Annotated in this window: 14 protein-coding genes; 8 read left to right on the top strand and 6 right to left on the bottom strand. The window is 69.9% G+C overall.

The window, feature by feature from the left end:
• Positions 1-1,386, bottom strand: coding sequence for a hypothetical protein (locus NVV95_RS03180; RefSeq protein ID WP_259485084.1), 1,386 nt, complete (start codon positions 1,384-1,386; stop codon positions 1-3).
• 292 nt (positions 1,387-1,678) lie between these two features.
• Between NVV95_RS03180 and NVV95_RS03175 the strand changes: the two genes are divergently transcribed.
• Positions 1,679-2,896: an MFS transporter gene (locus tag NVV95_RS03175; RefSeq protein WP_259485083.1), complete on the top strand. Its 1,218-nt coding sequence runs from the start codon at positions 1,679-1,681 to the stop codon at positions 2,894-2,896.
• 58 nt (positions 2,897-2,954) lie between these two features.
• Here NVV95_RS03175 and NVV95_RS03170 read toward each other — a convergent pair whose 3' ends face one another.
• Together NVV95_RS03170 and NVV95_RS03165 are read right to left on the bottom strand one after the other, a co-directional pair.
• Positions 2,955-3,224, bottom strand: a complete 270-nt coding sequence (locus NVV95_RS03170; RefSeq protein ID WP_259485082.1) for a hypothetical protein — start codon at positions 3,222-3,224, stop codon at positions 2,955-2,957.
• Between the two features lie 100 nt (positions 3,225-3,324).
• Positions 3,325-4,206, bottom strand: a complete 882-nt coding sequence (locus tag NVV95_RS03165) for an SDR family oxidoreductase (protein ID WP_259485081.1) — start codon at positions 4,204-4,206, stop codon at positions 3,325-3,327.
• A gap of 84 nt (positions 4,207-4,290) precedes the next feature.
• On the opposite strand from NVV95_RS03165, the gene NVV95_RS03160 reads away from it, so the two are divergent.
• The gene (locus NVV95_RS03160; protein WP_259485080.1) at positions 4,291-4,872 is read left to right on the top strand and encodes a TetR/AcrR family transcriptional regulator; all 582 of its coding nucleotides are present in this window, start codon (positions 4,291-4,293) and stop codon (positions 4,870-4,872) included.
• Positions 4,873-4,980: 108 nt separating this feature from the next.
• Here NVV95_RS03160 and NVV95_RS03155 read toward each other — a convergent pair whose 3' ends face one another.
• Both NVV95_RS03155 and NVV95_RS03150 read right to left on the bottom strand, forming a co-directional pair.
• Positions 4,981-5,817 carry a PfkB family carbohydrate kinase gene (locus NVV95_RS03155; protein ID WP_259485079.1) on the bottom strand — a complete coding sequence of 279 codons (837 nt, stop codon included), beginning with the start codon at positions 5,815-5,817 and terminating at the stop codon, positions 4,981-4,983.
• A gap of 38 nt (positions 5,818-5,855) precedes the next feature.
• Positions 5,856-6,869: an SIS domain-containing protein gene (locus NVV95_RS03150; RefSeq protein ID WP_259485078.1), complete on the bottom strand. Its 1,014-nt coding sequence runs from the start codon at positions 6,867-6,869 to the stop codon at positions 5,856-5,858.
• Between the two features lie 186 nt (positions 6,870-7,055).
• Between NVV95_RS03150 and NVV95_RS03145 the strand changes: the two genes are divergently transcribed.
• The 6 genes from NVV95_RS03145 to NVV95_RS03120 are packed head-to-tail and all read left to right on the top strand — an operon-like array spanning position 7,056 to position 12,915.
• Positions 7,056-8,351 carry an ABC transporter substrate-binding protein gene (locus NVV95_RS03145; RefSeq protein WP_259485077.1) on the top strand — a complete coding sequence of 432 codons (1,296 nt, stop codon included), beginning with the start codon at positions 7,056-7,058 and terminating at the stop codon, positions 8,349-8,351.
• On the top strand, positions 8,348-9,310 hold the full coding sequence (locus tag NVV95_RS03140; protein ID WP_259485076.1) for a carbohydrate ABC transporter permease: 963 nt from the start codon (positions 8,348-8,350) through the stop codon (positions 9,308-9,310). Before NVV95_RS03145 ends, NVV95_RS03140 begins: the two co-directional genes overlap by 4 nt.
• Positions 9,307-10,158 (top strand): carbohydrate ABC transporter permease, encoded by an 852-nt coding sequence (locus tag NVV95_RS03135; protein ID WP_259485075.1) that lies wholly within the window; start codon positions 9,307-9,309, stop codon positions 10,156-10,158. The genes NVV95_RS03140 and NVV95_RS03135 overlap by 4 nt, the downstream gene beginning before the upstream one ends.
• Entirely contained in the window at positions 10,155-11,081 is a 927-nt protein-coding gene (locus tag NVV95_RS03130) for an N-acetylglucosamine kinase (protein ID WP_259485074.1), read from the top strand. Before NVV95_RS03135 ends, NVV95_RS03130 begins: the two co-directional genes overlap by 4 nt.
• A gap of 50 nt (positions 11,082-11,131) precedes the next feature.
• Positions 11,132-12,163 carry an SIS domain-containing protein gene (locus tag NVV95_RS03125; protein WP_259485073.1) on the top strand — a complete coding sequence of 344 codons (1,032 nt, stop codon included), beginning with the start codon at positions 11,132-11,134 and terminating at the stop codon, positions 12,161-12,163.
• Positions 12,164-12,186: 23 nt separating this feature from the next.
• Positions 12,187-12,915: a GntR family transcriptional regulator gene (locus NVV95_RS03120; protein ID WP_259485072.1), complete on the top strand. Its 729-nt coding sequence runs from the start codon at positions 12,187-12,189 to the stop codon at positions 12,913-12,915.
• Between the two features lie 25 nt (positions 12,916-12,940).
• Here the strand turns inward: NVV95_RS03120 and NVV95_RS03115 are convergent, their stop codons facing one another.
• Positions 12,941-13,369: a MerR family transcriptional regulator gene (locus NVV95_RS03115; protein WP_259485071.1), complete on the bottom strand. Its 429-nt coding sequence runs from the start codon at positions 13,367-13,369 to the stop codon at positions 12,941-12,943.
• Positions 13,370-13,396: the final 27 nt, after the last annotated feature.

Raw genomic sequence — 13,396 nt, 5'->3', positions numbered from 1 at the left:
TCAGTCCTCGATCGCGGGAGGGAGCACCCGCCACCCGCCCAGCAGCACGAGCTGCTCCGCATCCGCCCGCTTCTGCCGCTGCACCCGGAGGAACATCAGCACCGCGACGACCTCGAGCACGAGCCCGACACCCAGCGCGACGACCCCGCCCAGCACCGCCTCTTCGGTGAAGAAGAAGATCGCCGCGATCATCACGAAGAACCCGACCAGGCAGATCAGGAAGGCCAGCACGGTCCGCAGCCGCTGCACCGAGACGGCCCAGCCCGCGAGCAGGGGAGTGGCCAGCCCGCGCTGCCGCACCTCCGGATCCTCTTGCGCCCGCTCGTCGAGCCACCGCTCCCCGAGCCGACGCACGGACCGGAGGTGGGCATCCGCGGCCGCGCACCACGCGATGTAGAACAGCAGCCCGAGCAACCCCGGCCCCACGATGAACAGGACGATCAGATCCTCTCCGTTCGCGTCGAGCAGCACCCCGTTCAGCTGCTCGTCGGCGATCGCCAGGATGATCACCGCGACCGCGACCCCCAACGACGCGATCATCAGCCAGAAGAACAGCCGCCGAAGGGGTCGCGCGCGGGTGGGCTCCTCGGCGAGCATCCGCGCGGCGTCACGGTCGTCGGCATCCCAGTCGCGCACCAGCCGCTCGACCTCGCGCGCCGAGAGCGTCTCACCCTCCGGCCGGCGACGACGAGCGGATGCCGGCGGCAGATACGCGGCCGAGTCGTCATCCGGTGCGGCGGTGGCAGGGTCTCCGGCTTCGGTCGGCGCGACGGCAGCACGCAGCTCGTCGAGCAGCATCTCGCGCCCGACCCGCGACTTCCCCCCGCCCGTCGTGAGGGTGACCGCCGCGGCACGCTGCCGGTCCGACAGGGCGGAGGCGTCGCCCGCGGGTGCCGGCCGAGCATCCGGAACCACCAGCGGCAGCGCGGCCACGAACCGCGCCAACTGCTGAAGGCCGGTGTCGTCGAGCCCCTTCATCGGGTTACCGGCGACGAGCACCCGCACCGACGGGCCGTCGGTGGAGACGAAGCGGTAGGTGAGGTAGCTCGCGGTGCCGTTCGAGCTGAGCGAGCGCCAGGCCTCGGTGATCGTGTCGATCGGCACCCGCCTGCCGCGCAGCACGGCCACCCGTTCGTCGGGGTGCCAGACGATGCCCCCGTAGGCGAGGTGCAGGCCGAGCAGGATCCCGCCCGCGAGCACCACAAGCACCGATAGGAACCCCAGCGGCCAGCTCCACTCGCCGAGACCGAGTGCGTCGTAGCCCGCCGCCGGCAGCGCCGCGAGCGCCAGGCTGCCGAACCCCGTGACGCCGAGCACCAGCTTCCAGCTCCGGAGCCCCGGGCTGCCCCCGATGCGCACCGTTCCACCCCGTGTCGACGTCGTCATGCCTCCACCGTCTCACGCCGCGGGCCGCGTCGCCCGCCGGCCGGCCCGCTTCAGTGGCTCTGGCGCTCTACCGCTCTGCCGCTTTGGCGCTCTGGTGCTTTGGCGCGCGGGCGCTCTACCGCTCTGATGCTCCGCCGCACTGACGCTCTGCCGCACTGACGCTCTGGCGCACTGACACTCTGCCGCGCGGCCGCACTGACGCCCTGCCTCACTGGCACTCGGAGCTCCGGAGCTCCGGATCTCGGGCGCTCCGCTCGGGAATGCCACGCCGCGCATCCCGTTGCATCTCCTCATGACCTCGAACGAGCTCGCCTCGCCCAGCCCCGCCAGCCCCGCCAGCACGGCCAGCACGGCCACTGCACCGGGCACCCCGATCACCCCCACCATGCCGGGCACCCCGACCACCCCCACCGCGCCCGGCACCCCGACCACCCCCACCTCCTGGCTCGGCGTCGTCTCCCTCTCACTCGGCGTCTTCGCCATCGTGATGGCCGAGTTCCTCCCCGCGAGCCTCCTCACCCGCGTCGCCACCGACCTCGGGGTGACCGAGGGCGTCGCCGGCCAGTCGGTCACCGTCACCGCGATCGTCGCCGCCATCGCCGGCCTCACGTTGCCCGTGGTCCTCCCGCGCGTCGACCGCCGCTACCTCATGCTCGGCCTCTCGGCGCTGGCCGTCGTCTCCGACCTCCTGGTCGCCATCGCGCCCGGCTACCCCGTCCTCCTGGCCGCTCGCGTGCTGCTCGGCATCTCCCTCGGCGGATTCTGGGCCCTCGCCATCTCCATCACCGCCCGCCTCGTGCCCGCCGACCGCCTCGGCCGCGGCCTCACCGTCGTGAACGTCGGCGTCTCGCTGGCGACGGTCGCGGCCATCCCGCTCGGAACCTGGCTCGGCGAGCTCTGGGGCTGGCGCGCCGTCTTCGTGCTGGCCGCCGTCGTGGGTGTGGTCGCGATTCTCGCGCAGCTGCTGGTGCTGCCGAGCGTGCGCTCGACCGGCGCCCCCGGCTTCCGCCCGCTGCTCGACACCCTCCGCTCACGCCTCATCCTCCTAGGCCTCCTCGCCACCGCCCTGATCGCGGCCGGCCACTTCACCGGCTTCACCTACATCCGCCCGGCGGCCACCGACATCGGCGGTCTCGACCCCTCGCAGCTCTCCCTGCTCCTCGTCATCTACGGTCTCGCGGTCACGGCGGGCAACCTGGTGGCGGGCCCCCTGGCAGACAAGCGGATGCGCGTCGCCGTGCTCCTCTTTCCCGTCGCCCTGGGCGCGGCGATGATCACCTTCGCGATCGCGGGCGGCACCGCGGCCGGACTCATCACCGCCGTCGCGGTCTGGGGCCTCGGCTTCGGCGCGGTGCCCACGACCCTCACCACGTGGATGGCCCGCGCCGAACCCTCCCGCCTCGAGAGCGTCGGCGGCCTGCAGTCGGCCACCTTCCAGGTGGCGATCGCGCTCGGCGCCGTCATCGGCGGCCTCCTGGTCTCCCTGAAGCCCCGCCCGGCGGCGGCCTGAACCCAAGCCGACTCCGGTCACGGTCGAGCGCCACCCACGATCTGTCAGCATGGTTAGCTCAATCGGAAGCGGCCTCCCGCAATGCGTCGACGAGCCGGATGTCCTCTTCCATCTGCTCCAACCCCGCCACGAACGCATGGCGGGCCAGTTCCGCACCGGATAGTCGGGAGCGAGTCGCCAGCTTGCTGAACCGTTCCGTCTCGCCGATGCTGATGTCGAAAGAAAGCGGAAACGGGAGTCCCTCCTCAGATTTCGCCAGAGGATGAGGGTCTCGCTGACTTCCATCGGGACGGCTTTTGTGAGCGTTGCGAGATGCGTCTTTCGGCATGGGTTTCCTACTCTCGTGATCGGTGTAACGGCGTGATCGTAGGGATTGCGGTAACCATAGACGGAGGCACCGACATCCGGCTCGAGATGGGCGCGCAGCGCTAGGCCTCCAGCTGCTCGAGGTCGGCGAGCAGGCGGGGGTGCGTCGGCTGCCAGCCGAGCTCCGCGCGCGTGAGGGCGCTCGACGCCGGCTGATCGGTCGCGAAGACTGGACCGATCGGGCCGAACTCCGACAAGGGACGCGGTTCGACCGGCAGCCCGAGGCGCCGCCCGATCACCGAGACGATGTCGAGCACCGTGTCGCCCTCGTCGTGGACGGCGTGCCACGCTCGCCCGGCAGGCGAGCCCTCGAGCGCGAGCCGGAACAGCACCGCCGCGTCCAGCGCGTGCACGGCCGGCCAGCGCTGAGCCCCGTCGCCCGGGTACCCCGCGACCCCGGCCTGCCGCGCGAACTGTGTCAGCAGTCCGGCGAATCCGCCCTGCCCCTCGTTGTGCACGGTGCGGGGCAGCCGGATGGCCGAGCCGCGCACTCCGCGCGACGAGAGGCCGAGCATCCGCTCTACTGAGACGCCGCGCCCGCCGACCGGCCCGTCGAGGGGCAACGGGTCGTTCTCGGTCGACGCGCGCCCCGGGATCCACGGCGTGCCCGAGACCGTGACGAGCGGCTTGCCCGTGCCGACGAGGGCGTCGCCCAGGGTGGCGAGCGCGGCCGACTCCTCGGCGATGTTCTGGGTGAGCGCCTCGGCCGAGCTGAAGTCATTGCCGAACGCGAGGTGGATCACCCCGTCGGCGGACGCTGCCGCCGACTGCAGCACGTCGAGGTCGACGAGCGATCCGCGCACGGCGGTGGCGCCGGCTGCAGTGGCCGCGGCCGCCGACGCGTCCGAGCGGGCGAGAGCGGTGACGGAGTGCCCGTTCGCGAGCAGTTCGGCCACGACGGCCGAGCCGATGAGTCCGGTTGCCCCGGTGATGAAGACGCGCATGAGCGACCTCCACAGGTGATGCGACTGATGTCCCATCACCGTAGCACCTTGATGAGACACCTGTCGCATCACGTAGGATGAACTATGCCCAGATGGAAACCGGATGCGCGCGATCGCCTCGTCGAAGCGGCCCTCGACCTCTTCACCGAACAGGGCTATGACGAGACGACCGTCGCGCAGATCGCCGAGCGCGCCGAGCTGACGCGCAGCACGTTCTTCCGGCACTTCAGCGACAAGCGCGAGCTGCTCTCGGCCGGGCAGGAGATGCTGAGCGGTCTGCTGGCCGAGGGCATCCTGGCCGCGCCGGCCGAGGCGACCCCGCTCGAGGCGGTGGCCGCGGGGCTCGACCGCGCATCCGGTGCGATGACCGACTTCAACCGCGGCCTCGGCCCTCGCCTGCATGCGGCGATCGACGCGAACGAGGAGCTGCGCGCGCGCAACGCGATGAAGAGCATCGGCCTGGCGGCGGCGATGGCGGATGCGCTGCGAGCCCGCGGCGTCAGCGACACGGCGGCGCAGGTCGCAGCCGAGCTCGGCGTGCTCGCCTTCGGTCTCGGCTACCGCCGCTGGTCCGACCCGTCGCACGACGACACACCGGGCGAGCTGACCACCTACACGGCGGCCGCCTTCGCCGAACTCCGAGCGGCGGCTGCCGAGCTCAGGTGAGTTGGACCTCGGTCGTCCTGCCGCGACGCCCGGGGGAGAGAATGCCGTCTTTCTCCCGGGGCCCGCGGCGGAGGCGCTGCTCGTCCTGCCTTTCGTCCTGCTCGAGCGCTAGTCCTGCGGCCACCCGCCCACGTGCCCACAGGTGACGGCGGCCCAATCCGCCCCCGAGGCGAGGCAGGACTCCAGCTCCGCCCCTTGCGCGTGAGCGTGCAGGAAGCCTGCGATGAAGCTGTCACCCGCCCCGGTCGTATCGACCACGGTGGTCGGTGCCGCAGCGCAGTGCACAACCCACCCGGCCTGCGACGACCCGATGCTTCCGTCCTCGCCGAGCGTCACGACGGCGAACCGCACCCCCGCGGCGAGCTGCTGTTCCAGCTCCTCCTCGGGGGAGGTGCCCTCGAGCATGGCACCCGACGAGAACGCGATGTCGAGAGAGTCGGTGCCGGCCGAGACACCGAGGTCCTGGCTGATGACGCAGTGCGGATTCGAGGCACGCAGGGCGGCGCGCAGCTCGCCGGCCCTCGGCAGCATGCCGATGTGCACCCGATCCGCCTGCGCGATGGACTCGATCTCCGCGTTCGAGGGGTAGTAGTCGGCGGTGACGCCGAACTCCTCCCGCTCGAACACGCGGTCACCGTTCGCGAGGGTGCGGATCTCGGTCACCGCCGAGAAGCCGGGCAGTGTCGACACGTCGGCGTCCCCGATGCCCGCGCTGTCCAGCGCCGCGCGGATGATCCGGCCGTCGCGATCGTCGGCCACGGCACCGAAGTACCGCACCGCGTCGCCGTGCAGCGCGAGCTGCACGGCGACGTTCAACGCGTTCCCGCCGACGAGCACACCGCCGTCGCCGTCGAGGTAGCGATCGATGGTGTTGTCGCCCACCACGGCGAAGCGGGGTGCTGTCGCCGAGGGGCTGTCGGGGGAGGGAGCGTCGATCACGGGCATCCATTCATTCTCGTGGGGCTAGTCAGACACTAGACCGATCAGTACGACACCCGGCGGTAGTAGCGGCGGGTCGTCAACGGGTGGTCGCGCACGACCTCGAGGTGGGCGCTGAGGCGCTCGAGCACCGCGGCGAACACGATCGGTGAGATCAGCGCGCGCACGTCGTCGGAGATGCCGGCCAGCTCGAAGTTCTTCGAGTCGATGATCCGCAGCTTCTTCGACACGGTGGGCACGAAGGCCTCGACGCGGTCGGTCAGCTCGCGGGTCTCGCCCTCGCCCTTGAGCAGGATGACGCTGGTGTCCTCCTCGACGAGTTCCAGGGTTCCGTGGAAGAAGTCCGAGGCGTGCACGGGTCGGGTCCAGATCCACTGCATCTCCTCGAGGATGCACATGCCGTAGTAGGCCGCCTCGAACCAGGATCCGCCGGCGGAGGTGATGATGTGGTTCTGCTCCTCCGCCATCTCCTGCGCCAGCTCGGCCGCACGCGGGTCGAACTGCTCCTTGGCGGCGACCAGCAGTTCGGGGAGCGTCGACAGCTCCGCCACGATGCGGTCGTAGTCGGCGATCTCACCGCGGGCATCCATGATCGACAGGGCGATCAGGAGGGTCTGAAGCAGGTAGTTCTCGCTCGAGGTGTCGTCGGCGCAGTCGTTCTGCAGGTTGATGTCGGCCTTCTCGGCGAGCGGCGTACCCGCGGTGCCGGTGAGGGTGATGACGGTCGCGCCCTTGGACTGTGCGTACTCAAGCGTGGCGATCGCCTCTTTCGTCGTGCCCGAGACCGAGGGGGCGATCACGATGGAACCCGCGCCGAGGTTCACGTTGCCCTGGACGATCAACTCGGCGCCCATCTCGGTGAAGGTCGGGAAGGTCGACGACGTCTGGAGCAGGCGAGCGGCGGGAAGCGCGAGGAAGGCGACACCACCCGAGCCGGCGAAGAAGATGTTCGTGGCACCGGCAGCGAGGCGCTCGCCGATCGCGGCGCGGATCGGGGCGGCGAGCGCAGCCGCGCCGCTCTCGACGTCGATGTAGTGGACGGGGTCGAAGTTCAGCATGATTCTCCTGGAAGTCAGACAACTGGTGGTTCTGTCTGTTTATAACAGTCCAGTCAGGAGGCCAGCAAATCGGAGTTGCGAAGTTTTTCTTGTAACATGGCCGACACGGCAAGTAACTTGTCTGACATACAAAGATGTTGTCATAACTTCGACATCCCATCCGAAGCACCGTTACAAGGAGATCCCATGCGCCACAGCCCCCACGTCCTCCCGGCGGTCGCCCTCATCGGCGTCGCCGGCCTCGCCCTCTCCGGCTGCTCCGGATCATCCGGGGGCGACTCGGGCAGCACGACGCTCACGGTCTGGTACAACACCCAGGACTCGGATGCTCTGCTCGACGTCTACAGCGCCTACGAGAAGTCCTCCGGCAACAAGGTCGATCTGGTGCCCATCAGCTCCGACGGGTACGAGGACTCGCTGCTCACCAAGTGGGCTGCGGGAGACCGTCCCGACCTGATGGAGTTCTCACCGACCTCCTCCTACATCTCCATGCTCAACCCCACCGAGAACCTCCAGGACCTCTCCGACGAGGACTTCGTCGACGCGTCGGGCGAGCTCTACGACGGCAGCGGCCGGGGCCTCGACGGCAAGGTCTACTCGGCCATCACGAACTTCCCCGAGGTGTGGGGCGTCTACTACAACAAGGACGTGCTCGCGGCGAACGGTCTGGAGCCGGCCACGACGGTCGACGAGATCCAGGCCCAGTGCGCGACGCTGTCGGGTGCCGGAATCACCACGCTCGCCGAAGCCGGCGGCTCTGGGTGGCCCACCGCATCCCTTCCGCTCCTGTACGGCACCTCCATGTCGGACGACGACTGGGCGGGCACGATCATCGACCGTTCCGCGTCGCTCGGCGACTCCGACTCTCCGCTGCTCGCGGGGCTCGACGAGTACGAGACCCTGCTCACCGACGGGTGCATGAGCCCCGACATCTCCACCGCGACCTTCGAGGACAACGTCGCCGACGTGCTCTCGGGTGAAGCCGCCTACCAGCTGATCCACTCGAACATCGCGCCGGTGTACGTCGACGCGGCCAACGGCGACTCGGCGAAGGTCGATGCCACGATCGGCTTCAGTACCGTCGGTGCGGCATCGAAGGAGGCGCTGATCCAGCCGGGCATCCTCGGCAGCTACTTCGCACCGAAGACCGGCGACAGCACCCGAGAGGCCGCGGCGCTCGACTTCATCCGGTTCGCGACGGGGGAGAACTACCCCTCGTACATCGAGCAGTCGGGCACCTTCCCCCTGATCGAGGGCACCGATGACCCCGAGACGAGCGAGCTGATGAAGCAGATCAAGGCGGCCTACGACGAGGGTCCCGTCCGCGCCCTGCTGCAGACCGACCTCCCCGGCGCGATGAACGGAATCACGCCGCTCATGTCCGAGCTCATCGCGGGCCAGACCTCGCCGCAGGATGTCGCCGACCAGCTGCAGACCGAGCTCGGCACCGCGGCGAAGGCACAGGGGCTCGAGGGCTGGTGACCGTCTCGAATCGCACCGGCCGGCGTGCGGCCGTGCCCTCGCTCCGGGCGGGGAGGACCATCTCCGGTCCTCCCCGCCCGGGGCCCCGGGGAGGGTCGGGCACCCTCCGCGGTCTGGCGAAGTTCGCCGTGCCGGCCTACGTGCTGGTCGGTGTCTTCTTCTTGCTGCCCCAGGTGCTCAACCTCTACTTCGCCTTCACGAACTGGACGACCTACTCCAGCGCCATCACCTTCAACGGGTGGGACAACATCGCACTGCTGATGGAGCAGGGCAGCCTCCTCCACCCGGTGGTCGTCACGGTGCTGTACGCGCTGATCGCCATGGCGTTCCAGAACGTCATCGGCCTCAGCCTGGCCTACGCGCTCCGCGACTCGAACCGCGTCAACGGCTTCTTCCGCTCGATCTTCTTCATCCCCGTGCTGATCTCCCCGCTCGCCGTCGGGTACATCTGGCGGGGCCTGCTGAAACCGGATGGGCCGGTCAACGACTTCATCGGCATCGTGGTGCCCGGCTTCGACTGGGCATGGCTGGGTGAGCCCTCGACGGCACTCGCGGCCGTCGCCTTCATGGACGCCTGGAAGTGGATCGGCCTCACGACGGTCGTCTACATCGCCGGCATCAACGCGGTGCCGGGCGACGTGCTGGAAGCGGCGCGGCTGGACGGAGCATCCGCCTGGACCAGCTTCTGGCGCATCACCTTCCCCCTGCTCGCCCCGGCCTTCACCTTCAACGTGGTCTCGACGCTCGTCGGCGCCTTCAGCGCCTACGACGTGATTCAGGCCAGCACGGGTGGCGGGCCGGGCGATTCGACCCGGGCTCTCTACGTGGAGCTGCGTATGCAATGGGCCCAGGGCAACTTCGGTACCGGCAGCGCGCTCGGCCTCGTCGTGACGCTGCTCGTCGTGGTGGTCGCCGTGCCGCTCGTCTGGTACCTCCGACGACGGGAGCTCCGCGCATGACCGCCATAAGCATGGGTCGGCGACGCCGAACCTGGAACGCCCTGCGCATCGCGGGCCTGTCGCTCTTCGCCATCCCGTGGGTGCTCGTGCCGGTGTGGATGGTCGTGGTGAACTCCCTGAAGCCCGCGGGCGAAGCGGCGTCACTCGATCTCGCGCTGCCCACCGACCTCGCCGCGCTCGATAACTACGGCGCGGTGTTTACCGAGGGCGACTACCTTCGGGCGCTCGGCAACAGCCTGCTCGTCACGGTGCCGACGGTCCTCGTGGTGCTGCTCGTCGGTGCCGCCGCGTCGTGGGTGTTCGCCCGCGGCCGGGCCCGCTGGCAGCAGGCGGTGTTCTACGTCATCGCCCTGTCGATGCTGGTGCCGCCCACCCTCATCCCGACCATCTTCCTGCTGCGCCAGATCGGCTTGACCGGAACGACGCTTGGCTACGTGCTCGTGCTGATCGGTACGCGGCTCGGGATCGTGGTGTTCCTCACCACCGGCTTCATCCGCAGCATGCCGATCGATCTCGAGGAGGCCGCGTCGATCGACGGGGCGAGCCGGATGCAGACCTTCTTCCGCGTCCTGCTGCCGCTGGCCACGCCGATCCTCGTGGTGGGCGCGATCATGCTGGTGATCAACGTGTGGGGCGACTTCTTCTTCGCGCAGTTCCTGCTCACCGGCACCGCGAGTCAGACCCTCCCGCTGTCGCTCTATTCGTTCGCGAACAGTTCGGCTCAGAGTCTGCGGTGGAACCTCGTGTTCGCACACGTGGTGCTCTCGGGCCTTCCGCTGATCATCGCGTTCGTCTTCCTGCAGAAGCGTGTCATCGGCGGTCTCACCGACGGGGCGTTGAAAGGATGAGCGGCCAGGACGCGACCGGCGGCCCGACGCTGATCGGACTGGACGTCGGCGGCACCAAGACCCACCTCCGCGCCGTCCGCGGTGACGCGGTGATCGACCGGGTCTTCCCGACGGCCACCTGGCGCGACCCCAGAGATCCGGGCGATCTGAGTGGTCTGGACGTGCTGGAATTCGAGTTGAGGGAGGTGGGAGCGGACAGCAGGTCTCCGCTCGGTGTCGGTGCCCACGGGTGCGACAGCCCCCGGCAGATCGCCGAGCTCTCCTCGGCGCTCCGCTCCGTGCACCAGGGCCCGGTGGTTGTCGTGAACGACGCCGATCTCCTCGTTCCGGCGGCCGGTCAGCGGCAGGGCATCGCGGTCATCGCGGGCACCGGGTCGATCGTGGTCGGTCACGATGCCCAGGGTGCGGTCGTCTCGACCGGTGGCTACGGATGGATGCTCGCCGACCCCGGCTCTGCCGCGTCGATCGCCCGGGAGGCCGTGCGCACGGTCTTCGACCGCGTCGACCGCACCGGCGATCCCGGCGATCTCGGCCGGGCGCTCTTCGAGCGCTTCGGGGTCACGGATGCGCACCAGCTCTCCGACGCGGTCACCCAGGGCGCCGGCATCACGATGTGGGCCGAACTGGCCCCGCTCGTCTTCGAGGTCGCCGCCCGCCCCGGTGCCGAGGACTCGGACGCCGGCGCGATCGTGATCGCCGAGGCGGAGCGCCTGGCGCTCGGCGTCGAGCGCGCGGTGGCGCGGGGCGCGGTCGGTTCTGCCGTGGTCGCCGCCGGAGGCGTCGTCACGAACCAGCCCGGCTTCGAGCGGGCCCTTTCCCGCCGCCTGGCCCGCACCCTGCCCGACCATTCCTTCACGGTGCTGCGAGAGCCGCCCGTGGCCGGCGCGGTCGAACTCGCCCGCCGCCTGCTGCACCCCAGCTAGCCGATCGTCGCGTCGACGATCGCCCTTCACCCCACTACCGAGGACTCACCATGGACTACCTGCCCTTCTCCGTCGCCATCCGCCGCCAGCCCGCCGAGCTCCGCTCGGCGCTCACGAGCATCCGTAGTTCGCTTCAGGGCGCGACGATCGACCCGTGGCGCCCCGGAGACACCGTCGCCGTGCTTGCGATGGGGGCATCGACCGCGTCGGCCTTCACCCTCACCGCCGCCCTGACCCGGGCCGGTGTGCGCAGCGTCAACCTCACGCCCACCGACCTGGCGGCTGCGCCCGCCGACTTCGAGCCCGGCGATCACTACGTCGTGGTCACGGAGTCGGGCCGCAGCCCCGAGCCCATCGCGGCCGCCGCGGCCGTCACTCCCGGCCGTCGGGTGGGTATCACGAACTACCCGGCTCAGGCCGTCTCGGGCGCGGTCGACCACGTCGTCGACCTCGGCGGCTTCGACGACTCGGCCGTCTACTCGATCGGCTACATCTCCACCCTGCTCGCCTACTCCGAGCTGCTCGGTGCAGTCGGCCTGGGCGAGCAGTCGGCCGATGCCGACGCCGTTCCGGCGCTGGTCGAGCGGATGCTCGCGGTGGCGTTCGAGGCCGCACCGGCCCTGGCGGCGCACCTCTCGGGGGTCTCGTCGATCGACGTGGTGGGCAGCGGCTTCTCGTACGCGACGGCGGTCGAGGCCTCGCTGATGTTCCGCGAGGCGCTGGCGATCCCCGCCGCGTCCTTCGAGGGCTACCAGTACCTGCACGGTCCCGCGGAGCCGGCGGGGGAGACCACCGCGGTCATCGTGTTCGGCGATTCGCGCGAACTCGTACTCGCGGCCGACCTGGCTCGGGCCGGAGCGCCGGTGATCGTGGTGTCGGGCGCCAGCGACGCCGCGCTGGCGGAGGTCCGAGCATCCGGAGCCCGTGTGGTGCGTCTGCCCGCCGATTTGCCCGGTTTCGCGCGCGCCATCGCCGAGATCGTCGTGGTGCAGGCCATCGTGGAGGCGACCGGTGCTCGAATGGGGACGTCGACCGAGACGTTCAACTACTCTCAACCTGACACCAAAGTCGCCGAAGTCTGAGCCGGATCGAGGAGATGCAGTCCATGACGATCGAGACGCGCGCGAGCATGCCCGATCAGCTCCACGCCGACCTCCAGCAGCTCATCCGCGAGCGGCGCATGCAGCCGGGCGATCGGCTGCCCACCGAGGCCGAGCTGTCGGAGCACTTCGGAGTGGGCCGGTCGACGACCCGCGAGGCCTTGAAGCGGCTCGAGCAGGAGGGCCTGGTCTACGCGATCAAGGGCCACGGCCGATTCATCTCGGCGCTGGGCAGCCTGCAGGTGGAGCGCCCGGTGACGCGCTACGAGAGCATCTCCGAGGTGCTCGAGGGCCGTGGCATGCGGGTGACGAGCGCGGTGCTCGACGTGCAGGAGCAGGCGGTCGACGCCAAGCGGGCTGCGGCCCTGGGCATCGAGCCGGGTGCGCCCGTGATCCGGCTGGAGCGGCTGCGTTTCGGGGATGACATCCCCATCGTCTTCAGCGTCAACACCATCCCGCGCGAGGTGCTGCCCGGGCCGATCGCCTACCGCGACTGGAGCCGCTCGATCACCGTCGTGCTCGAGCAGCACGGCCACCGCATCGTCTCGGCCGCCACCCGCATCAGCGCGGTCGAGCTGGCGGATGACACGGAATCGCGGTACAACCTCGCGGGCCTCGGCCCGTGGCTGCTGACCGAGGAGCAGTGCCTGACGTCGACGGGGGAGCGGGTGCTCTACGCCGAGGACTACCACCGCGGCTCGGAGGTCGCGTTCAACGTGGTGCGTCGGCGATGAGGCTGCCCGCGCAGCGCTGAGCGCGCTAGCCGGCCCCCAAAATCACCGAAGTCCTCCCCGCCGAATCCCGCACAGCCTCACACCGCGCCTCGTCGGGGTTCTCCGTCATCGAGATCACCTCATCCAACCGCCCCCGAGCCGCCTCGAGATCCACCATGAGCTGCGAGATCCGATCCCGCTCCCGGTGCAGGCTTTCGAGCATCACCGGCGGCGCATGCCCCGTATCCACGCACGGCAGAATCACCGCGATCGTCCGACTGGCCAGCCCCGCCGAGAACAGATGCTGAATCAGCCGCACCCGATCCACGGCCTCGAGTCCATAGACCCGCTGCCCGCTGGCCGTGCGCGACGACTGCAGGATGCCCTGCTCCTCGTAATACCGCAGCGCCCTCGTGCTGACTCCGGCCCGAGCCGCCAGCTCCCCGATCCGCATCTCGTCGAGCGCGTCATCCACAACCGGCATCAGTACCTCCCGAGGACT

It is taken from the genome of Herbiconiux gentiana (assembly GCF_024978135.1).
Classification (GTDB): domain Bacteria; phylum Actinomycetota; class Actinomycetes; order Actinomycetales; family Microbacteriaceae; genus Herbiconiux; species Herbiconiux gentiana.
Note: the sequence above shows the minus strand (reverse complement) of the source record. Positions and strands in the feature narration are given on the sequence as shown.